Raw genomic sequence first — 22,690 nt, forward strand, 5'->3', positions numbered from 1 at the left:
TTCTATTAGAAAGAAAAGTTCATGATACTTTAGCCCGTTTGATTTACTTTCAGACAGCAATGACTAGTTATCAATAACGTATATTCCCCTTAGGATAGACAGGTGAAAATTAAACTATGTTTATCTTAGGGGGCATTTCGATGAATAGGATTGTACACATCATGAAGATGAAAAAAATAACCTATAAACTCTTTATGATTACGTCTCTCATATTGTTATCTTTTGCAGTCTTGATTTATTTAATTTTATACTTCTTCCTGCCAACATTTTATGAACAATATAAAACCAACCAGCTCCAATCAGGAATAGAGGAAATTATCCATAATTCTGAGAATTTAACATTAACAAATACGATACCGCTTTTTGAAGACTACACCAAAAAATATAATTCTAATATTTACCTACAAACTAAAGAGGGAACTATTATATATACGCCTACTTTCATGATGCAGGGAGTTACGCAACCACCAAATCTTAATGCAAAAACAGGATTAATACAGAATGAAGAAACTCTAAGGAATGCATTTTTTGTTACTTTGCCGATTCACTTCCTAGATGAAAGTAATTTAACGGTTACTGTATTTGCGACATTTCAACCTATTGATGAAGCGTCACATGTTTTAGTGCGTTTTCTTCCTTATGTAAGTATCATTGTGGTGTGTATTGGATTGGGGAGTGCCTATTTATATTCAAGGTTCATTACAAAACCGCTCATTTATATAAATGTGCGTGCGCAAAAGATGGCAAACCTGGATTTTTCCAAAAACGTCGTAGTCCGTTCAAATGACGAATTAGAGGAACTGTCCAATAGCTTGAATGAGATGTCGAATAATTTGCAACAAACCATGTATGATTTACAAAAAGTAAATGAGCAATTAAAAGATGATATTGAAAGAGAAAGAGAAATCGAAACAAAACGTAGGGAATTTTTCGCAACTGTTGCCCATGAATTAAAGACTCCTCTCACTGTGATGAAAGGATACTCAGAAGGGATGATTTATAATATTGGTCCTTATCAAAATCGTGACTTCTACTTAGAAAAAAATCACAAAATTATTGAAAGTATGGAACAACTAGTTCGAGAAATTTTGAGTATGTCTAAACTAGAACAAGATACCTTTAAGGTGGAATTGGAAGAAGTCAACCTCTTAGAATTAATTGATACAATTACAAAAAATCTTGGATTTTTCGCTTCTCAAAAAGACATTAAGATAATAAAGCAAATTTCGCCTTACATTAAAGTACGTACAAATCGCGATTTATTAGAAAAAGCCTTTAAAAATATTATTCATAATGCGATTATGTATTCACCGCATGGAGAAACAGTATTAATAGAAGAGTTAACTGAGCATCCAAAAGACAATCAAATTCAAATACAAGTGATTAATACAGGTGTACAAATTAAAGAAGAGGAAATACAACAATTATTCCAGCCATTTTATAGAATTGAAAGATCGAGAAATAGGAATACTGGTGGAACTGGACTAGGTCTATATATTGTAAAAGAAATTTTTGAATCCCTATCTGTTACCTACTCAATAACTAATATCGAAAATGACGTTCAATTTTTAGTTAATATCCCTTGTTTCCATTGTAAAGGTTAAAAAAGTAATTAGAGGTATTTTCCAACTGAAATAACCAGGTACTCATAATTTTTTTATGAGTATCTGGTTTTATTTTTATAACCTTGACGTTTCAGAGTTATTGTTAAATGTGAAACTATGGGAGGTGTCTATAGAGATAAGTTTGAATCCGATTGGAGAAAAATTGCAGTTTTTGAAAAACCGGTCGTAGGTGCGTCTTTTGTTATCACAAAAGATAATTTCGATGGAGATAATTGAAAAAATAAAAAAGAATGAATTAGCTTTATGGAATTAAACTACAATCTCTCAAGGGTATGAACTTTACCTAGTTGTTCAGGAAGGCCGATCTTTCCAGAAAGAGTATTCGGAAGTATTCGGATATAAATATTATCTTCAATAAAGGACGTTACTTAGTTGCAGAAGCTACTTCAGATAGGGTTCAGGAGATAAGAGAGAAACATCCAGAAAGCTATTTTATGAAACCCTTGGAAGAAGACTCAGTAATATTCAAGCGTCATATAAATCATGTATCGCGAACTACGCCTGTTCCCGAGATTCAATCCTTTGCGGATAGACTGAATCAATCACGATTGGAATCTTATTTAACTCGATTAGTTTCATACCCAACTCGCTTGTCTACTTCTAAATATTACAAATAAGCTGTTACTTGGGCATGTGAACAATTAAACAAGTAATTAATATGGAAGCATGTCTTCAAAGGCCCCGTTCATCTTTTCTACTTATTTAAGAATTAACTCATAACATTCCAAAGATTAGAATATTACATTATTTTGAAATAGATATATTCCTCCTTGTTCACCACAAAGACGCTTTTTTGTTTTTTAAAAATATTCTCTAAGTATACTTAGTTGCTAATTAGGAAATTCTATAATTATCGAGACTTTACCTGTCACTATATTTAAAAGGTTGGGGATTTTTTTAATGGAGTCAATATGGTTAGAGTATGCCTGGGCATTGCTAATTTTAATAGGATTAGAAGGATTATTATCGGCAGACAATGCTCTAGTACTTGCAGTTATTGCCAAGCATCTACCTGAAGAACAGAAAAAAAGAGCTATAAATTACGGAATAATTTTGGCCGTCGTTTTCAGATTTGCTGCACTTTTTGCGATTTCCTTTATTGCGAATGTCTGGCAGATCCAAGCAATAGGAGCAGTCTATCTTCTTTATCTAGGATTAAAACATGTCATTAAGGCACTGTTTGGGAAAGATAATGATAATTTTCATAAGGACAATGAAAAGGAAGTCGCTGGTAAAGGTTTTGGTCCAACTGTTGGGAAAATTGCATTAGCTGACCTTGCTTTTGCAATCGATTCAATACTAGCTGCAGTTGCTATAGCTCTCGGTCTTCCGGATTCTCCCTTAGATGATTTTGGAGGTATGGATGGAGGGCAATTTATTGTTGTTGTTCTTGGAGGGATTGCTGGACTAGTCCTAATCAAGTTCGCAGCAACTTGGTTTGTGCAACTACTTGAAAAACGTCCAGCATTGGAAACAACAGCATATGCAATAGTTGCATGGGTTGGTGTCAAACTAGCTATAATAACTCTCGCACATGAGGATATTGGTATTTTAGATCATCACTTCCCTCACAGTAGTGCCTGGACTATGATTTTCTATGGGGTATTAGTAGGTATTGCCCTAATCGGATGGTATGCACCTAGGAATCAGTCAAAATCAAATGGGTAAAAGTTATAAATTAAAGCTCATTTCTTGAGCAGTTTTTCTATATTTTTCATGCCCCATTGTTTAATAGATGTGTAGCGTAACTATGTCTTAATTGATGGCGATATATATCTTTATTAATTCCAGCACGACTGGAGATTCGTTTAATGATATACCTCATTTGCGCAATACTCATACGATGTGGATTTCTTTCAGTAACAAACTTGGTATGTCAACACTAAACTGGACAAAAATTATAAGGTCTGTTGCTTGAATTCCACTGGTGTTAAATAGCCTAGTGTTCCATGAATTCGAATGTTATTGAACCAATGAACAGTATCATCAAGTTCAAGAGCGAGCTGTTCAAGAGTAGAGAAATGTGCTCCGTTAGCGAATTCGGTTTTAAATACCTTAAACATCGCCTCAGCCACGGCGTTATCATAAGGGCATCCCTTCATACTCAGGGATCGCTGGATTCCGAATGTTTCTAGGGCTTTTGAAATGAGCTTATTATCAAACTCTTTTCCTCGGTCTGTATGAAACATTTGAATGTCGTTCAAGTTACCTCTAATACTTACTAGCGCTTGATAAACCAGCACTGCTGTCTTATTTGCACCAGCACTACGGCAATGATTTCACGATTGAAAAGGTCGACAAATAAGCATACATAATGCCATTTTGTTCCGACACGGACATATGTTAAATCACTCACGATGACAGTCAACGGCTCTTCTTGCTCAAATTGGCGCTGTAATTCATTTTTTATCGGCGCTTCATTACATGTTGATTTATGCAGCTTATACTGTGCTACTGTATAGTTTGATACTAGTCCAAGACCTTTCATTAAACGACGAATTCGACGACGTGATACGTGTTTTGGCTCTGGTAATTTACTTAGTTCTTTCTTGATTTTACGCGTACCATAATTGTTACGGCTTTCTTTGAAAATACGAGTAATCTCTTTGGAAATCTCTTTATCTTCAGTTTTTAGCGCACGTTTGCCACAAACATCGGCATGATAGTAATACGTACTTTTCGGAATATCAAGGACGTCACACATTGCTGATACTGAATATTTGTGAGCGTTATTTCGAATCACATCTATTTTCGTCCCATGATCAGCGCTGCTTGCTTTAAAATATCATTCTCCATCAGTAAACGTTGGTTTTCTTTGCGTAATCGAGCTAGTTCGTTATCTTCTTCAGAGCGATTATCTTTGGCAGCGAATGAACCGGTTTCTTGATGGTTTTTAATCCAACGGTCTAAAGCCGAAGGCGTTATATCGTAATCTCGGGCAATATCTGCACGAGATTTTCCATTTTCATAAAGTTTTACTAATTGCAATTTAAATTCAGATGTAAAAGTTCAACGTTGACGTGACATAGTAGCACGCTCCTTTAAATTGGTAGTCTAAGTGTACTAGCCCTTATTTTTTATGTCCAACTTAGTGTAGCCGATTCACATAAATGTTCCAATTGTTGCAGGAAGGACACTTCATAGTATCTATTAAAATATAATTTCGTATAATAACTCGTTTAGTTTAATCTATAAAATGACTTAAAGCCTTGTAGATATAGGGTTAGAAAGTTTATGGTTTATTATTTGGAAATTATATGGTTTATGTCAAAGCTATGTCAATGAAAAAATGATTTCTCTTTATCCTAATACTTTTGTCATAGTTTTAAATTGGTGGGTGGTTTATTTGAATTATATATACTTTAAAATATGCGGGATAAAAGAACCTCTATAAAGTACATATTATGGTATAATAAATGCTGTATTTTTATAATATAGAAATTTAAATTACTTTTTTAACGAATTGTATTAAAATGGTTTTGAATAAAAAGGAAATTTAGTTTGATAATAGCTCTTCACCAAAAGTTGTGGATGACATTTGTTAAAAAGCATGACGACTTCGTGAGGATCAGAGTGAAAGCGCACAGTCGGAACGGAAATAAACCACACGCTTATGGTGATGATCCCTGATAATAACATCATTTTAACAATTAATATGTTAGGGAAAATTAAGTTATAAAGGATGAAAATAATGCGTAATTTTTTTGTGGAGGATAATGGATTTGAAGTTAAGATGCAATCAGATTTACAACGAAAAATGAAAGAAATACAATTTCTTTCAAATGAAAAAAGGTGGTATACATTCGAAGAGATATCGAATGCCATAGAAGCTACAGATAAAACAATTAGAAAAGATTTGAATTATATAAAAGATGTAATACCTGAAAATTGGAGTATTGAAATAAAAAAAGGGTATGGTGTTCAATTAATAATGCCTATCCATGCATCAGTAAATGAAGTGATTACGTTATTTTTTAGAAAATCTTTAACATTTCAGATTTTAAATAAGTTAATAGTGAACAATGAAACAACGGTAGTGAATATAGCTGAAGAACTGTTTGTTCAACCATATGTTGTCTCTAAAGCTTTAAAAAAAGTTGAAAGAGACTTAGCTCATTTTGGTTTAAAACTTGAAAGGAAACCGATTAAGATAGTAGGTGATAACTGGAGAGTAATCCATATGTTTACGAAATTATATTCAAAAGCTTACATGAGTACAGATTGGCCATTTTCATTTGCCAAAGATGATATTTTTGATTTTTTAGAGAGAGTAGAAAATTCGATGGATATTGTTTTATATATAAGTTCTAGACGTAAATTTGCATATTTTTTAGCTATTTTACTATTAAGGAAACAACAAGGACATGAATTACAATGGATTAATGAATTTTCAAATCTTAATAGGGATACACCGCAGTACAATGAAATATCTTTACATTTAGATCAGTTTGAAAGAGATCATAATATATCATTTTCTGACGCAGAAAAAATTACTATAACGATTGTTTTTAAATGTTTGGATTATATATATAAGTATCCAGATAAAGAAAGAAAAAATGAAGTAAGCTTATTTTATGAAAGTAGTTTACCTGTGTATAATATCACAAGAGATTTTATATCTATGTTAGATAATAAATTTGGTAATTGTTTTATTAAAGATGAGGAATTTATCTATTCAATTATTCTATACTTTAGGAAGAAAGTATATATTTTAAATTTGCTTTCTTATATTCCAGGTAATAAAAAAAACACTACATCTTCTTTGAAAAAACAACACTTTAAAACTTTTCTGAAAGTTAAGGACGTATATATAGATTGGGTACGAAAGCATAAAATAACTAATCATGTACCAGATGAAGAAATTATTAATATTGTAATGTACATAGAAGCTTCTCGAATTTCTAATGAATTTAGACCCAAAAAAACTCTTATCATTGCAGGAGAAGGAAGCGGCTGGGAAAAATATATTTCAGCGAAATTAAAGAATCAATTTGGAAATAAAATAGAATTTCCACCTCTTATTTCGACTAACTTAGCAGAAGAAAAAGAGTTGGAAGTAGATTATGATATAGATTTTATTATTTCTACTATACCGCTTAGAATAAAATCACATCTGGTCATACAAATCCAGCCTTTTGTAACAGAGCGGGATATTGATAATATAGGTAAATATATATATGAATAAGTGACATTACAACCATCGGATTATGCTTATGTTAGACATATAAACCCCAAATCTGTTCATCTGTTCTTGATGAGCGGATTTTTCATAACATTAACTTTTTAAATAGAAACTTGTTGTCATGTAAAAATTCGAAATTCCCTAACCAGTTCTCTTTAAGACCTTATTCCGTTAAATGGCCCTTTAACGGAACAACTTATTGTCACTCAACAGTTCGTTAATCGATCTTTCAATTCAGATGTTCTTTTCGTTTTCACTATAAAAATACCCTTTTAGATTACTAAACCAAAGGGGAAAACGGTCAAACCTTGTTTTAATCCACAATAACGTATTCGAACTTTTTTATAAACGTCGCGACTTTGTTTTAAACATCGCAACATTTTTATAAACTTCGTGACTTATTTCTAAGCTACAACCGAAATTTTAAATTTTTATTCAATGAGACTATACAAGATCAGTCATGTATTAGAGTGTGATGATATAGAGAAAGATGTTGATAGTTTATTAAATATTCCGAAAGGTTGTTTTGTAAACGAATTTAAATAATGTGTATTATATTCTGTGGCAATTATGTTGTTGAGCTAAAAATGTTGATTACCTCATTGTCAGAATGAAATTTAAAATAATCCCTTTCCCAATGAGGTAACACCCTGAAGGTTTAACTGTCTGAATACTACCAAGGGGTGGAATAAATCATGTTCTTGAGTTGAATGAATATGGTGAATATCGTTGAATGTATTGGAAGTTGCAAAAAATAATGATTAATGCCAGCAAACGTGTTAAAACTTTGCTGGGATTTTTTGGTTTCATTAAGCAGCTAGTTATCTAGTGCTTTTAAAATTTCATCGACCACTTTTAATACCATTTTTATTTCTGTTTCAGATCTGTTAATTAGTCTTCCGTTTAAAATTTTTAAAAGTTCGTCATTTCTAAAGTGTTGTTCTGGATTTGATATTTCATTGAATAATAAAATTGTATATGGTGACACTTCAAGACCAAGTGCTAATTTTTCAAGGGTTTGGAGTTTAATATTCTTTTCCCCTCGCTCAATACGAGCCAAATAAGATATTTCTAAATTGCATCTTTCAGCAAATTCTTCTCGTGTTAACCCTTTAAGATTTCGTAATTCTCTTACATTATCTCCTACTAATTCCCTTCACATTATCACCTCAATTTTAGACTATGTGAGGCTTTGAAACTCATGAAGGGACATTAAACACCAAAATGTTTGATTTTAGTCTCCAAAGACTTAATATACTTTAATGTAATTTAACGAGGAATAATACAAGATGAATAATTCATTAAGTTCAAATATTGCTATTGAGAATGTTATACAATCAAAAACGAGAGGGCGTGTAACTTATCAAGGTGCTGTTTCGTCTCAAATCGCAGTCAATTTTGCATATTCAAAGCTATATAATGACCCGTCTGGCAAAGGATATCAGCGCCCCAATAGCAAAAAACGCTGCGCTGATTTTGCAAATTATCTTTCACAGGGAGAAAGCTCTTTATATACGCCGATACTTTTAAATGCGAGTGGAAACTGGGAATTTCAAGCTTATGATAGGTCGCGTCCTTCATTTGGCAGATTAATTTGTAGGAACAAGGCTACATTAATGGACGGACAGCATCGATTAGGGGGGATTAAGCAATATATTGAGGAGACAGGTACGACATTGAATGTCCCATTTTTAGCATTTCATTACTTTGATGAAGATGAGGAAATCCGACTTTTTGATGTGATAAACACGAAAGCAAAAGGAATTGGCACTTCATTAAGTCGTTATTTAAACCGGGAAAGTGATGATTTGAGTTGGGTGGCTACTAATTTAATATTAAAACCAGAAAGTCCATTCTTTACTAAAGGAACATTAATCGGGATTCGAAGTAAGGAACGAAATATTACTTTACAGAATTTGTATAATATTGTTTGTTTGCTAACAAAGAAATGTGACTTAGCAAAGCTTTCTAAAGAAAAGAAGCTTAACTTGACGTTATTTTAATTTAATCAAGGAATTATTCCCGGACGAATGGGAAGACAATAAGCTTTATCGTATGACATATGTTACTTGTTTAAATGCTTTATCGATAGCAGGGAATATTATTATTAATGATAATTATTTAAAGAAATCACAGCAACCTGATTCAGTAAAAATCGCAAATATGATGACGCATTTAAGTAATATTGATTGGCTTGCAATAGGGGATTTGAAATATCTGAAGGGAATTGGTGGATCAAAAATGCTAGCTGAAGATATTTTGAATTGTGTTAAATAATATATAATTTAAAAATGTCTGCTTGTAATGAAAAAAATTAGCTGTAACTAACATGAATTAATGTTAATGAACTTACTTGTTCTGAACATACTCATTTCCATCCTCCAAATGAAACGCCCTGTAAAAGTTAGACCACAAAATCTAACTTTTGCGGGGCGTTTTATGTCCAAATTTTTTCTGATGAAGATTGGCATTTTCACGTATCTAATCCTTGTCATATTTTATTGTTTCGCTGTGCTCCTACTGTCCACCTGTCCAAACTGTTTATTTCGAAATTTAAAATAACTAATTTATTAAATATAATAAGTGTACTTTTTATTATATGTAAATATTTTAATGGTAGGTTGTTAACAGTATTTTTTAATATGTTCAGGATTCAATTTTTATAAGAAAATATACCTATAGAATATAAAGGCAGGGAGAGATAGGATGGATTTTTTTCATGTAACACTTCAAAAAATTACGGACAATCGGTATTTAATTGCGATTCGTAATTCATTTACTATGTTAATCCCTTTGATATTAGTAGGTTCGATGGCTAGTTTAATAAATAACTTTCCAATTATGGGGATACAGAATTTAATTAATGAAACGTTTTTAGGACAGCTGTTAAAAAGTGTAAATGGGACCATTTGGAACGCTTCTATTTAGCTAATTACATAGATAATTTGTTAAATTTTTATTCGTTATTTTTATTCTTCAAAAGTTCAATCCACTTAGGATATACCTTTTGAAAAGTTTCTATTAAACTCGGATCGAATTGAGTACCTGCCCCTTCAATAATCCGTTTATAAGCTTCTTCTGCGGACAGTGCATTACGGTAAGACCTTGTAGATGTCATTGCATCAAACGCATCGGCAATAGAAACAATTCTTGCATTTAAAGGAATTTCATGACCTTTTAATCCGTCTGGATAACCACTTCCATCCCATTTCTCATGATGAGAACGTATTATAGACCGATGTTTATGAATAAAAGGAGGAGTAAATGAAAGATTATTCAATAATTTTGCGCCAAGAAGACTGTGTTTTTTAATAACACTATATTCTTCATTTGTAAGATGAGAATCTTTATTTAGAATTTCATCGGGTATTCCTATTTTCCCAACATCATGTAATAAACAAGCGAGATAGAAATTTTCCAAATCTTTTTTTGTATATATTCGGCTTTCTTCAGCAAGAATTGTTGCATATTCGGCAACTCGTTCACTATGACCTTTTGTATACGGATCCTTTAGCTCTAATATTTCCATCATTAATAAAATGTTATCCTTAATTCGTATTTCATATTCTGATTTAAATGTTCTAACTAAAAATTTTAGAGTGAACAAGATTAATATAGAAACAAGTACAGCTGTATTAAATGCGAAAATTAACTCATCTAGATAATAAGCTGGGTAGAAATAAAATAGTATAAGATATTTTAGTAAAACAAAGAAAGAAAGAATACAAAGGAACGAGATACTTAAAAACATAGGTGAAAATATAATCATGAAGGAATCAATATAGGATGCGATGATGAACTTTTCAAAATCATCAATAAGGACAATATCGTGTACGATCCTATAGATGATATAGAGTACAAGAAATACGTATTTTAAGTATTTTTGTTTTTTTATTAAGTATGTATTTATCAATAGGAAAGTCGAAAATAATAAGAGGAAAATTAGGAATTCTAGTATAGTTATTTTTAACGAGAGTATAGTATTAAAGATTATTAAATCATAGAAAATATGAGCTGATAAAAGTATATATAATACAATTATAAATAACGCACTTATCAATAATTTAGTTGATGCAATTTTATTAAAATTAATTTTCTTTGTACTCATGATTATCACCTATTAAATCGAATATTTTATACCCATTACTATAAGATTATTCACTTCATCATTTTTTGATAGAAGTGTTATTAATTATTTTATATTTAAGTGGCTCGTGGTTTATTATTATTTTTCATGAGCTACTGTATAATTTATCATAAGAGTGAAAAGTTATACCTATTAAATTGTACCTAATAGTAGGTACAATTTAATAGGATGATTTTCGTATAATTCGATATAATTTTACTTAGAAGATTACCTATCTCCCGGTGAATGAATGAAGCCAGTTGGCTAGAAATTCTTGAGCAAGGCTTTGTTAACACTATTATCGTTTCAGGAATAGTAAAACAATAAAATATAAAATGAGGTGAAGGTTTGAATATGTCAAATCCTATTTTAGTAAATGTTACAGAAGAAATTGTGCGTGGTTTAGTGAGCTTTCTACTACAAGGACCGGAATATCAAACATTTTGTAGATGTGAAACCTGTGAACTTGCCGTAGTAGCACATACACTGAATGCATTGCCAAACACGTATGTTACATCTAATGAATCCCGAGATGCAGCGTTTAAAATGATGAAAACTCCTGAAAATCTGAAATTAATCAATAAAGAGATTATTCATGCATTACATGCGGAAAATAATCATCCTCAACCAATATCTTCATAATTGAAACATCTAGATCCCAAGAGAGCCAAAATTAGAAACGCCAAACAACCCGTCCATACTTAAGTAACGCTCTCCATTATCAGGCGCTATACAAAGAACTCGTTTACCACGACCTAACTCGCGAGCTTTTTGAATCGCTGTCCATACTGCTGCCCCTGAAGAAGGCCCCACTAAAATTCCTTCCAATCTTGCTAAATCACGCGTTGTCTGCAATGCATTTTCATCTGTTACTTGTACAATATCATCATAAACATCCGTATTTAAAATAGGGGGAATGAATCCTGGACTCGTGCCAACGAGTTTATGCTGGCCCGGTTGCCCGCCTGAGAGTACCGGGGAACCCTTTGGCTCAACAACAATCACTTCTAGATTAGGCAATTTTTCTTTTAAAACTTCACCCGTTCCAGTAATTGTACCGCCTGTTCCAGCAGTAGCAACAAAGACATCTAATCTACCCGCTGTTTGTTTTAGGATTTCTGGCGCAGTTGTAATTCGATGAATCGCTGGATTTGCTGGATTTTCGAACTGTTGCGGAACAAAACTGTTATCTATTTGGCTATGTAATTCAAGTGCTTTTTTTACAGCTCCCGGCATTTTTTCGACAGCAGGAGTCAAAATAACTTGCGCACCATAGGCCTTTAATATGGATATTCGTTCTCGCGTCATGTTATCAGGCATAACAAATATCGCTTTATATCCTTTAGCAGCAGCATTCATTGCTAGCCCAATACCTGTATTACCACTAGTCGGCTCAATAATCGTAGCCCCTTCTCCGATTAATCCTTGACGCTCAGCTTGTTGAATTAAAGAATAGGCTGCACGATCTTTTACGCTACCACTTGGGTTAAAATACTCTAATTTAACAAGGACTTCTGCACACGTTTCGTCTACAAGTTGATTTAATCGAACGATTGGCGTATTCCCAACCAAATCTAATATAGAATTATATAATATATTCTTCATCTAATCACTTCCAATTCATTATTTTACTTAACTTAATTACATCTCTTTCAAGTAAGGATAAAATTATTCTTACTTGTTTACAAGGTATTAGAACATATTTGTTCGAAAATTACATCTATTTAAGTTGATTTCATAATTTCAATTCTATAGTATCAAGATTAAATACTTACCTGAAATATAAAATAACATTATTCGAATATGGTATTATTAGAAAAAATAACAGTTATTAAGGAGATTTTTTTAGTGGAAAATTTACAATCGATTGAGCAATTTGAAGAACTAAAAAAGGGTGAACATACGATATTTGTTTTTTCAGCAGATTGGTGTGTAGATTGTCGTGTCATTGATCCTATACTACCTGCAATAGAAGAAAATTATGCTGATTATCGTTTTGTTAAGATTGACCGCGATCAATTCATCGATCTATGTATCGAATTAGATGTATATGGTATTCCAAGTTTTCTTGCTTACGATAAAGGGTATGAAGTAGGCCGATTTGTTAGTAAGGACCGCAAAACACAACAAGAAATCGAAGCTTTTATTGATGGATTAAAAGCATGATTTACAGAGAAATCTAATCTCACCGAATATGGTAGCGAGCACTGAACAAATGAAATGCCAAAAAAGGCAATCTCACTATGTTATGAGTTGCCTATTTTTGCATGTAGGGTATGCCGGAGGTGCCCTTCTTATAATCATTCAACAATATTCATGTAAAAGAATAGCGTAGGGTGGTGGATAAGATGTGGTCACAAGTATATAGTGTTTTGATGCTAGTGGCTTCTTTAGTTATTGTTATGTCTAAAATAACCAAAGACAAAGAGCCACTAAACAAGATGTCGTGGATTCAAATTTCTGTGGTTGCCATTCTCTGCATTGTGGCCACTGGTTTAGCGGTAGGAATTATTTATGGTACGGTCTATTTGTAAAATAATTGAAACTTCATATAATAGTACGTTGGACCTTTTATCTCTTAACAATTATTGTCGCATTATTTCTAATTAGTTTGCTCGTTCAAAAGTTTCCTCCCAAACTAATTAAAAAATAACCGGCTATAAGGGAAAGCGCTCTTTCACTATGGAAACAGATTAGTGCACAACTACAATTTTGACAGGGCTTTTTTGCCTGTGCTAATGTGTACTTGAGGTGATAAAAAATGGTATATCAATCCCAAAATATCTTTATCAATTTACCTGTGAAAGACCTGAACAAGTCGACTACTTTCTTCAAGGAGCTAGGTTTTAAGTTCAACCTACAATTCACCACTGAGGACACAGCCAGTATGATTATCAGTGACAATATCTTTGCGTTGTTAATGCTGGAAGAACGTTTCAAAGAGTTTAGTAAGAAGAAAATTGTGGATACTGCTACTTCGGCACAAGCAATTTTCTGCTTATCAGCTGAAAGTCGAGATCAAGTGGATGCGTTGGTAAATAAGGCACTATCATCTGGTGGTAAATCTTCGAGTGACCCCCAAGATCATGGATTTATGTATGTTTGGGGTTTTCAGGACGTAGACGGTCATCTATGGGAAATCGCGTATATGGATGTAAGTGCAATGAATCAGGGATAAATGGTTTGAGCGTTTGTTGAATCAAATTTTATGTGCTACGGGATGATGTCTTAATAGATATCATCTTTTTTTACGTCTTATTCATGAGTAGACGGGAACAATATTTAACAAATTGAAAAATTTGGCAAGGGGCATCACATAATTGTTGCAGGACAACCGTTCCTTCGAATGCCTTTCACAGCATGCCACGCCAAAACCACTATCCAAAGCAAGTCTACTCTCAACGTAGGCACCACGGCAACGAGATAAACTTTGCTTGCACCCGTTTTTACCATGCCTGTGCAGCTTGATGGAAACCTGTGCCACCACGCGGTAAACTAACAGCTGAATTTTTGTCAAAGGGCAGGTGTTTAAGGAAACTCTAGTGCATTTTAAATTCAATCCGTTGTGTAAATAATTATAAACGGAGGCTTGTAACAAGTTGTTTCACAAGTGGTTTTCCTAGATCTTCCAATGTTACTTCATCTAACTGCAATCCCCAATAATAAATGGCTCCCATCAAACATTGTACAATCATCTGAAAAAACACTTTCGTGGACTCAACGTCTCTAATCGAGCTATCTTTTTTTCCTTCTTCAATAATTTGGCGCAGAATTACATATAATTTACGATTCTCATTTGTGAAAAAAGTATGCTCATTACTGATGATTGCTGCAGAGTAAATGACACGCATTAAATCTTTGCCCATCTCTTTTTCAATACAACGAAATACGGCAAGACAGAACGCTTCCAATCGTTCTATTGCTAAAGTATTTTCTAGCTTTATTTCCTCATAGATATGAACATATTTTTCATCCATTTCCATAAAACGCATCATGAAAATACTTGATTTAGAAGGAAAATGCTGATAAAAAGACCCCTTTGAAGTTTTACTCTCCTTGACAATTCGATCCACCGAAACGTTATCGTAGCCTAAGGTTTTGAATAAATCGAGTGCTACGGTCATGATATGAAGTTGTGTTTGAAGACCTTTTGTTGTTTTATTCTCTAAATCCATTCGTTTTTGCTCCTTAATGAAAAAATATTCTGAAAAATGTTTGACTATAACTTTACCTCATTATATCATCAGACTATAGTCTAGTCTAACGAGGAGGGGGGATAAAAAATGGAAAAGCTGAAAAAAGCAGAAGAGCTAGCATTTTTGTTTAAAGATTCTATGCGTTTGTTAGTCGGAGGTTTTGGCATTTCAGGTACGCCGTTAACCTTATTAGATGCTGTTGCGCAGTTTGAGGCAGGAAATTATGAGGTTGTCAGCAATAATCTTGGGGATGACGGTAAAGGACTTCATAAAGTGTTCGAGGCAGGAAAAATCGAGAAAGCAATTGGTTCGTTTTTCACGATTAACAAAGAAGCGATTATGGCTTGGTCTCTGGGAAAGTTGAAAATTGATTTAATACCACAGGGGACTTTAGCAGAGGCGATTCGCTGTGGAGGTGCTGGCATTGGTGGTTTTTATACACCAACTGCTGTTGGGACACGACTAGCTGAAGGGAAGGAAGTCCGTGAAATTGATGGCGTTCGTTATTTATTTGAAAAAGCTATCAAAGGAGATATCGCCCTCATCAAAGCAGCGAAAGCCGATAAAGCAGGCAATCTGGTGTATCACACGACTGCAAGAAACTTTAACCCCATAATGGCCACTGCCGCTGAAGTAGTCATTGTGGAAGTTGATGAAATCGTTGAAATTGGGGAACTAAGCCCTGAAGAAATTGTCACACCACACATCTTTGTAGATTACGTAATTGAAAGTAAATACATCAAACAAGGGGGGACCTATGTTGAAGCCAAATAGTCGAGAAATAATTGCAAAGCGTATTGCACGTGAGCTAAAAGACGGCGATGTAGTAAATCTAGGTGTAGGAATTCCAACGCTTGTTTCGAAATATCTTGAAGATAAAAAGATATATTTACAAACTGAAAATGGCCTCATCGGCATGGGCCCCCCACCGAATGACAAGGAACAAGATATAGATTTAATCGATGCCAGCAAAGCGCCTGTGACAATAACGCCAGAAGCGGCATTTTTTGATAGCGCTTTCTCATTCGCGATGATTCGGGGGAAACACGTTGATGTAGCTGTTCTAGGAACACTTGAGGTTGACCGTTATGGTGAGATTGCGAACTGGTCTGTGCCAAATCAACCCATCTTAGGCGTCGGCGGCGCGATGGACCTAGTCGCTGGAGCGAAAAAAGTAATCGTAGCAAGTACTCTTTTTACAAAAGATGGTTCGTCTAAATTAGTGGAAACGTTAACACTTGATTCTAGCGGTGAACGGCGTGTTAATCAATTTGTGACGGAGTATGCGAACTTTATATTCCAAGATGGTGAGATTTTCATCAAGGATATTTATGGTGATTTAACAGTTGAAGAATTAGAAGCACGCATTGGTTTACCGTTAAGACGAAACATAAATAACTAATTGAAGGAGGAAGCCTATGTGGAGTTTGATTACGATTACGATTTCATTAATTCTATTAATCGTATTAGCACTAAGAGGATTTAGTATTATTATCATCGCTCCTGTTGTAAGTTTATTCGTCATGGTGACGAATGGATTTCCAATTCTAGAGACGTTCCAAGAAACGTACATGACAGGATTTATCGGCTATGTTCGAAATTATTTCCTTATTTTTTTATTTGCAGCGATGTTCGGTAAGCTCATGGATGATAGTGGTGCGGCTCGTCAAATCGCCAATCTTTTACTTCGAATTATCGGAAAAGATAGTAAATATAAAGTGTTAGTAGCCATTATGGTTATTTGTGCGTTCTTAACGTACGGTGGAATAAGTTTATTTGTCGTAATTTTCGCAGTATTACCAATCGCGAAGCCATTATTCAAAGAGTTAGATATTCCGTGGCATCTATTCATGGCCGCGTTTTTTACAGGGATTGGGACCTTTACAATGACGATGTTACCAGGAACGCCTTCTGTCCAGAACATTATCCCAACGAAGTACCTTGGGACAACTGTTACAGCGGCTCCTTTACTAGGGATTATTGCAGCGGTGTTCGTCATTGCGATTAACTTATGGTACATGAAGTTTGCGTTAAAACGTTCAGAACAACGTAAGGAAACGTATGCAGGTATGACAAATCCAGATAAAGATGGTACAGAAGGCATCAAAGATATCTACGAGGGTCGTGCATTACCAAATGCGATTGTGAGTTTAATTCCGCCAGTTGCTTTGTTAATTGCATTGAATATCTTCAAGGTTGAAATCATATACACGCTGATGGGTGTTGTAGTATTAGCAAGCGTATTATTTTGGAAGTACATTGAAATCAAGAAAAATACATTGAACGAAGGGGCTGTATCAGCGGTACTGCCAATTATCAATACGAGCGCTGACGTTGGTTATGGCTCGGTCATTGCGATTACAACAGGTTTCGGCATTTTCAATGAAGCGATGGCGCAAATTCCAGGTAGTCCACTGATTTCACTGTTCTTAGCAACAACGGCACTTGCAGGAATCACAGGGTCTTCAAGTGGTGGACTAGGCATTGCGATGGAAGCGCTATCATCCACTTACCTGAAAATGGGGTTAAATCCAGATGCTATGCACAGGGTAGCGGCCATTGCGTCGGGTGGTCTAGATTCACTACCACATAATGGTGCTGTTATTACGATTTTAGTAGCTTCAAAGTTAACACATAAAGATGCTTACAAGCATATCTTTGCAGTTTCCGTTGTTGCACCATTAATTGCAAGTATTCCAATGCTAATAGCAGCAGTTTTATTATACTAACACTTAAGGGGGAAGGTAGATGATTCGAAAAATTGGGGTTATTGGATCGGGAACAATGGGGTTTGGCATTGCGTTTCAATTTATCACGAAAGGACTGCCTGTGATTTTACAGGATATTAACGAAGAATCCCTACAATTAGCGCGCGAAAAACTGAAAACCTATCTGAAGATTTTCAGTGAGGAGGGGACAGTGTTTGAAGATTCAGATGAAATAATTATAGAACGGTTAACCTGTACTACAAATATAGAAGAGCTTGCTGATTGTGATTTGGTCATTGAATCTGCAACAGAAAATCTGGAGCTCAAGCAGAAAATCTTTCAGCAACTGGATGAGGTTTGCGCTGAACACACAATTTTAGCATCAAATACTTCCAGTTTAAAACTTTCAGAAATCGTACGTCATCTAGAAAAGCGTAAGGATAAAGTGCTGCTCACCCATTTTTTTAATCCAGCGCATATTGTACCGCTTGTGGAGCTGCTAAAAGGACCTGATACAAAGCAGGAGACATACGATGAAGTAGATGCATTGATGAAAAAAGTGGGAAAAGTGACGATTGAAGTTCGCCGTGAAGTGCCAGGGCTGGTAGCAAACCGTATGCAAGTAGCATTAGCGCGTGAAGCTTTAGCATTGTTAGAAGACGGCGTTGTGTCAGAGGAGGATTTAGAAAGTGCGATATTCGCAGGTCCAGGCTTCCGATTTGCGTCGAGTGGTTTACTGAAGATTATTGATTTTGGTGGACTAGATATTTGGGGCATCGTATTGGATCAATTACAGCCAGTGATAGAATCAAAAGTTCGTTCGTTTAGCGTCATTAAAGATAAATCCGAACAAGGCAATCTAGGCGTCAAATCTTCTAAAGGTTTCTTTGAATATCCGGGGAAAGGCCTAGATGAATACGTAATCGAGCGTGATCGTTCGTTGATTCAACAGCTTAAAACATTTAGTAAAATTCAAAGGGGGCTTGAGCATGCGTAATATTCTAGTGACAGGTGCAGGCGGCGGTTTAGGAGCAGCGATGGTGGAGAAGTTTGTTGCACAAGGGGATTATGTATTCGCTGCAGATTTAAAGATGGAAGCAGCACAGGTAGTGGCAGACTTATATCCAGGGAAGGTTGAGGCGGTTGAGTTAGATGTTTCAAATGCAAATTCTGTCCAGCATGTCATAAATGGTATTTGTGAAAAACACGAACTTCATGTGCTTGTGAATAATGCGGGTCTTCAATACCGTGCTAAAATTGAAGATTTTCCAGAAGATAAGTGGGATTTACTGCAAAATGTCATGCTAAAAGGACCGTTCTTAATGACGAAATATGTGTTCCCGTATATGAAAAAGCAACAACATGGGCGTATCGTCAATATCTCATCGGTTCATGGTGAACTGGCAACTCCTGAAAAAGTAGCATATGTCGCAGCAAAGCACGGTGTAATTGGTTTAACACGTGTAGCAGCACTGGAAGGTGCATCACACGGAATTACGGTAAATGCCGTTCTACCAGGACCGGTAAAAACACCTTTACTTGTGAAACAATTAAATGATCTTGAAGAGAGCAGAGGCATGTCAGAGGCCGAGGCATTAAATGAAATTGTGTATCCGAAGCAAGCGATGCAACGTTTTATTACAGCTGAAGAAATTGCTGACAGTGTCTACTTCATTTCTTCGAAGCAAGCGACGGGTATTACTGGCGAAGCACTGAATGTTTCAGGTGGAATGTAAAAAAGGGGGATTTAACCATGTCGGCATATATTGTAAATGGTAGTAGAACAGCATTTGGTACATTTGGGGGCGCCTTTGCTAATACAACGGATATTGATCTTGGTGTTGTCGTTGTAAAAGAAGCATTACAGCGTTCAGGGGTGCAAGCAACTCAAATTGAAGAAATCGTCTTTGGTAATATCATTCAAACAACAAGTTCCGCGGCATACTTAGCACGTCATATCGGATTAAAAAGCGGATTACCGGAGGAAAGTACAGCACTTACGGTTAACCGTCTATGTGGTTCGGGCTTACAAGCGATTGTCTCCGCAGCACAGGAAATTGAACTTGGCAATGTGCAAGCCGCAATTGCTGGGGGGACTGAAAATATGAGCCAAGCACCTCAAGTTTTACGTGGTACACGCTTTGGATCACCCAATAAAGCACCAGTCGTAGAAGATATGTTGTGGGCGACTTTATACGATGAGGTTGCAGGCTGTGGTATGGGGGTGACGGCTGAGAACTTAGCGGAGAAATACGCAATATCACGAGAAGAACAGGATGAATTCTCCTACAATTCACATAAACGCGCAGCTGAGGCTCGTCGTTCAGGCCGTTTTGCCGAGGAAATTGCACCAGTTTTGGTGAAAACACGTAAAGGTATGGTGGAAATATCGGAGGATGAGCATATCCGTGAAGAAATTTCGTTGGAAGCCCTAGCAAAACTAAAACCGGCATTTAAAAAAGATGGGTCGGTATCAGCGGGGAACGCGAGTGGTATTAATGACGGCGCCGCAGCAATTGTGCTTGTATCAGAAGCTTTCTTACAGGAGCATCAGTTACAGCCATTAGCAAAAATCGTCGCTTCTGCAACGGCCGGTGTCGATCCAACGATCATGGGAATTGGCCCAGCTCCGGCGATTCGTAAAGTATTGAAAAAAGTAAATTTAACAGTAGAGGATATCGGATTATTTGAACTAAATGAAGCATTTGCAGCACAGTCATTAGCCGTTTTAAAGGAATTAGGTATTAATCAAGAGAAGGTGAATGTCAATGGCGGGGCAGTAGCACTGGGGCATCCAGTTGGGGCAAGTGGTGCGCGTATTACTTACTCGCTGGCATTAGAGATGCAAAAACGAGGCGTTCAATACGGCGTAGCGAGCTTATGCATCGGTGGCGGACAAGGGATTGCTATTTTACTAGAAAATCCAGTCTTGTAGTCAGGCTCATGTGGATTAACACCGTTTAGGTTTATCTAGCAAAAAAATGATATACGGCGCGTAGCAACAGGAGAATTTTTTTCGCTTCTTTTTATGCGCAGTAATACCAAACTTTATCAAAGGTGCCGTAAGTGAATCAAAGCGCATTCGCGACACGAAAAAAATAGGCTGAAAATCTATTTACAAAGTATTCACATCACGCAAACGCTTGAGTGAATTAGAGCAAAGGACAAGAAATCTTAACAATGTCGGTCTCTGCGTCTAATCGGCTATTAAAGAATAAATACATTCTCATATGGATATAGAGTAGGGAGCAAATATTACAGTTGCTCTCTTTTTGATTATTACATTGTTTATACCTAGATTTTGAAGGTTAAAGATTATCCGAATAGAGGAGTAGGCTGGATCTCACGGCATAATAGGATAGAGATTAAGATGGCTGGACGTTGCAAGATAAATTGAGGATACCATTTTTTAAGATATTCAAGATAGGTAATTATATAAAATAATAGGAAAATCAAACTTGCCGAAGGAGCCTTCATCCACTCCGACCAAGGAGGCCATTCCAATGGAATTTAAAGCTCAGTACAGAAATCATCTTCTTAAAGCAGCTTAGCCTTATAAAAGGGTACAGTTTCTGCCCCCCTCACCTTATAAATTACCGAGAGACACCAACTTTCTAAAAACTACATTCATGAAATGGGATATTTCAGCTTTGTTTCGTTAATAATTAAGTATATGAAAAAGGAGGATATTATGCCTATTATTCCAGATAGTCCAAGTGTTGGTCCATATATGAAGGCCGTGTCAGCGTTTACTGAATTGGTTTTTAAGTTGTCCGGTATATATGGTGCGGGGGAGAACAATATAAACGGACAAGATCACATACCCCTTATTGCTCAGGTAACATCAGAAATGGACAAATTACTAACCAATAAACTATACGATATTTTTTATACACAGTATAAAGGTACTCTTAGCGGGTTAAATATCCGTTACAAGGAATAAATAGAGATAAAGAAGTAAAGGATATGCTTCAAGAATGCAAGGAAAAACTAGATATCGTAATCGAAAGAGCCCAACGGATATATAACAACAAGAAAATCATAGCAGATAATTGCAAAGATCCTGACCCATCACCGGGCACTATATTTCTTCCTGTTTGTTCCTTATTAAGAGACAATGCTAATCAGGTGACGAAAATAATTTTAAATTTAGAAACGCAAAGAACAAGTATACAAACATCTATTTCAGTTGTACTTCTATAAGTACATATAGCTATATCACAGAAATGTATTTGTAGTGTAAATAAGAAAAAGGAGGGGTTTTCCCTCCTTAGATTGAACTACTTGAGAATGCCACTGCTTTTTTGAATGTCGTAGATTCTTACTGAATCCTTTATCATGTTACTGCTCGTTGAAGATAACAAAGCTGCTATTCCAGCTGAGCAGTTTATATATTCAATATTTTCAGCGATTGGTAAATCTATCTCGCATAGAATGAGTTTTTAATGATTCTGAATACAGGTAAGCTCCTGCTCTTTTAAGTAGTAGTATCCTGTATTAATTGTTGGGTGCCAGTTCTTGCTTGGGTCTTTACCCTGTAGTTGCTAGTATTCTATTCACAAGTACTAATTCATTTCTTTTGGATTTATAAGTATTCGACGAGCATAGATTTGTTTCATGTCACTTTGAAAGAGTAAATGATCGGCTTCTTCCACATGATGCGCCCAATTATGACGTTTAATGATTTTCCGGTGTCAGCATTTCTAATTGAGGTCGTTCATTATTTATATGTTTCGTCATCCTATCCATCACCACAATCATTGATAGACGACCACTAGTTGATTGGAGCGCAGGCGGCGACTTCTGCGGGAATAGCATGAGTTGAAGGCCCCACAGGAGCGTAGCGACGAGGA

At 35.4% G+C, this 22,690-nt stretch carries 20 protein-coding genes and 4 pseudogenes; 17 read left to right on the forward strand and 7 right to left on the reverse strand.

The features are described from left to right. Positions 1-140: 140 nt before the first annotated feature. On the forward strand, positions 141-1,604 hold the full coding sequence (locus H131_RS22105; RefSeq protein ID WP_010861368.1) for a sensor histidine kinase: 1,464 nt from the start codon (positions 141-143) through the stop codon (positions 1,602-1,604). A 921-nt stretch (positions 1,605-2,525) separates the two neighbouring features. Beyond that, positions 2,526-3,293, forward strand: a complete 768-nt coding sequence (locus H131_RS22110) for a TerC family protein (RefSeq protein ID WP_010861369.1) — start codon at positions 2,526-2,528, stop codon at positions 3,291-3,293. A 49-nt stretch (positions 3,294-3,342) separates the two neighbouring features. Here H131_RS22110 and H131_RS24070 read toward each other — a convergent pair. Both H131_RS24070 and H131_RS22115 read right to left on the reverse strand, forming a co-directional pair. Next, positions 3,343-3,492: pseudogene (locus H131_RS24070) on the reverse strand (tyrosine-type recombinase/integrase); the annotation flags it as partial. A 31-nt stretch (positions 3,493-3,523) separates the two neighbouring features. Next, positions 3,524-4,613, reverse strand: a pseudogene (locus H131_RS22115) (IS3 family transposase). Positions 4,614-5,316: 703 nt separating this feature from the next. Between H131_RS22115 and H131_RS22125 the strand changes: the two are divergent. Next, positions 5,317-6,810 (forward strand): BglG family transcription antiterminator, encoded by a 1,494-nt coding sequence (locus H131_RS22125; RefSeq protein WP_010861371.1) that lies wholly within the window; start codon positions 5,317-5,319, stop codon positions 6,808-6,810. Between the two features lie 814 nt (positions 6,811-7,624). Here the strand turns inward: H131_RS22125 and H131_RS22130 are convergent. Beyond that, positions 7,625-7,939 (reverse strand): annotated as a pseudogene (locus H131_RS22130) (helix-turn-helix domain-containing protein); the annotation flags it as partial. Positions 7,940-8,096: 157 nt separating this feature from the next. On the opposite strand from H131_RS22130, the gene H131_RS22135 reads away from it, so the two are divergent. The 3 genes from H131_RS22135 (at position 8,097) to H131_RS22145 (ending at position 9,735) form a co-directional block, all read left to right on the forward strand. Next, positions 8,097-8,810 (forward strand): DGQHR domain-containing protein, encoded by a 714-nt coding sequence (locus H131_RS22135; protein WP_010861373.1) that lies wholly within the window; start codon positions 8,097-8,099, stop codon positions 8,808-8,810. A gap of 52 nt (positions 8,811-8,862) precedes the next feature. After that, positions 8,863-9,084: a hypothetical protein gene (locus tag H131_RS25705; protein ID WP_010861374.1), complete on the forward strand. Its 222-nt coding sequence runs from the start codon at positions 8,863-8,865 to the stop codon at positions 9,082-9,084. Between the two features lie 429 nt (positions 9,085-9,513). Next, entirely contained in the window at positions 9,514-9,735 is a 222-nt protein-coding gene (locus tag H131_RS22145; protein ID WP_010861375.1) for a PTS lactose/cellobiose transporter subunit IIC family protein, read from the forward strand. A gap of 28 nt (positions 9,736-9,763) precedes the next feature. On the opposite strand, the gene H131_RS25710 is transcribed toward H131_RS22145, so the two are convergent. Next, the gene (locus H131_RS25710) at positions 9,764-10,339 is read right to left on the reverse strand and encodes an HD-GYP domain-containing protein (protein ID WP_230491924.1); all 576 of its coding nucleotides are present in this window, start codon (positions 10,337-10,339) and stop codon (positions 9,764-9,766) included. 84 nt (positions 10,340-10,423) lie between these two features. Further along, positions 10,424-10,915, reverse strand: a pseudogene (locus tag H131_RS26005) (hypothetical protein); the annotation flags it as partial. 372 nt (positions 10,916-11,287) lie between these two features. Here H131_RS26005 and H131_RS22155 point away from each other — a divergent pair. Further along, a complete protein-coding gene (locus H131_RS22155) occupies positions 11,288-11,575 on the forward strand; it encodes a late competence development ComFB family protein (protein WP_010861377.1) in 288 nt (95 codons plus the stop codon). A 9-nt stretch (positions 11,576-11,584) separates the two neighbouring features. Here H131_RS22155 and cysK read toward each other — a convergent pair whose 3' ends face one another. Next, positions 11,585-12,538, reverse strand: a complete 954-nt coding sequence (cysK, locus tag H131_RS22160) for a cysteine synthase A (protein WP_010861378.1) — start codon at positions 12,536-12,538, stop codon at positions 11,585-11,587. Positions 12,539-12,736: 198 nt separating this feature from the next. Between cysK and H131_RS22165 the strand changes: the two genes are divergently transcribed. The 3 genes from H131_RS22165 to H131_RS22175 all read left to right on the forward strand — a co-directional run bounded on the left by H131_RS22165 (position 12,737) and on the right by H131_RS22175 (position 14,111). Then, entirely contained in the window at positions 12,737-13,099 is a 363-nt protein-coding gene (locus H131_RS22165; protein WP_080647775.1) for a thioredoxin family protein, read from the forward strand. 182 nt (positions 13,100-13,281) lie between these two features. Beyond that, positions 13,282-13,467 (forward strand): hypothetical protein, encoded by a 186-nt coding sequence (locus tag H131_RS22170; protein ID WP_010861380.1) that lies wholly within the window; start codon positions 13,282-13,284, stop codon positions 13,465-13,467. A gap of 227 nt (positions 13,468-13,694) precedes the next feature. After that, positions 13,695-14,111 carry a VOC family protein gene (locus H131_RS22175; RefSeq protein ID WP_010861381.1) on the forward strand — a complete coding sequence of 139 codons (417 nt, stop codon included), beginning with the start codon at positions 13,695-13,697 and terminating at the stop codon, positions 14,109-14,111. A 397-nt stretch (positions 14,112-14,508) separates the two neighbouring features. On the opposite strand, the gene H131_RS22180 is transcribed toward H131_RS22175, so the two are convergent. Next, positions 14,509-15,108, reverse strand: a complete 600-nt coding sequence (locus H131_RS22180; protein WP_010861382.1) for a TetR/AcrR family transcriptional regulator — start codon at positions 15,106-15,108, stop codon at positions 14,509-14,511. Between the two features lie 108 nt (positions 15,109-15,216). Between H131_RS22180 and H131_RS22185 the strand changes: the two genes are divergently transcribed. The 7 genes from H131_RS22185 to H131_RS22215 all read left to right on the forward strand — a co-directional run bounded on the left by H131_RS22185 (position 15,217) and on the right by H131_RS22215 (position 21,780). Continuing rightward, a complete protein-coding gene (locus H131_RS22185; protein ID WP_010861383.1) occupies positions 15,217-15,903 on the forward strand; it encodes a CoA transferase subunit A in 687 nt (228 codons plus the stop codon). Next, on the forward strand, positions 15,887-16,531 hold the full coding sequence (locus H131_RS22190; protein WP_036132498.1) for a 3-oxoacid CoA-transferase subunit B: 645 nt from the start codon (positions 15,887-15,889) through the stop codon (positions 16,529-16,531). The genes H131_RS22185 and H131_RS22190 overlap by 17 nt, the downstream gene beginning before the upstream one ends. Positions 16,532-16,547: 16 nt before the next feature. Then, positions 16,548-17,858: a GntP family permease gene (locus H131_RS22195; protein ID WP_010861385.1), complete on the forward strand. Its 1,311-nt coding sequence runs from the start codon at positions 16,548-16,550 to the stop codon at positions 17,856-17,858. Between the two features lie 19 nt (positions 17,859-17,877). Further along, positions 17,878-18,834 carry a 3-hydroxyacyl-CoA dehydrogenase family protein gene (locus tag H131_RS22200; protein WP_010861386.1) on the forward strand — a complete coding sequence of 319 codons (957 nt, stop codon included), beginning with the start codon at positions 17,878-17,880 and terminating at the stop codon, positions 18,832-18,834. Then, the gene (locus H131_RS22205; RefSeq protein ID WP_010861387.1) at positions 18,827-19,573 is read left to right on the forward strand and encodes a 3-hydroxybutyrate dehydrogenase; all 747 of its coding nucleotides are present in this window, start codon (positions 18,827-18,829) and stop codon (positions 19,571-19,573) included. Before H131_RS22200 ends, H131_RS22205 begins: the two co-directional genes overlap by 8 nt. A gap of 17 nt (positions 19,574-19,590) precedes the next feature. After that, positions 19,591-20,772: a thiolase family protein gene (locus H131_RS22210; protein WP_010861388.1), complete on the forward strand. Its 1,182-nt coding sequence runs from the start codon at positions 19,591-19,593 to the stop codon at positions 20,770-20,772. 756 nt (positions 20,773-21,528) lie between these two features. After that, positions 21,529-21,780, forward strand: a complete 252-nt coding sequence (locus tag H131_RS22215; protein ID WP_010861389.1) for a hypothetical protein — start codon at positions 21,529-21,531, stop codon at positions 21,778-21,780. Positions 21,781-22,690: the final 910 nt, after the last annotated feature.

Source organism: Lysinibacillus sphaericus OT4b.31, assembly GCF_000392615.1.
In the GTDB taxonomy this organism is placed as follows: Bacteria; Bacillota; Bacilli; order Bacillales_A; family Planococcaceae; genus Lysinibacillus; species Lysinibacillus sphaericus_B.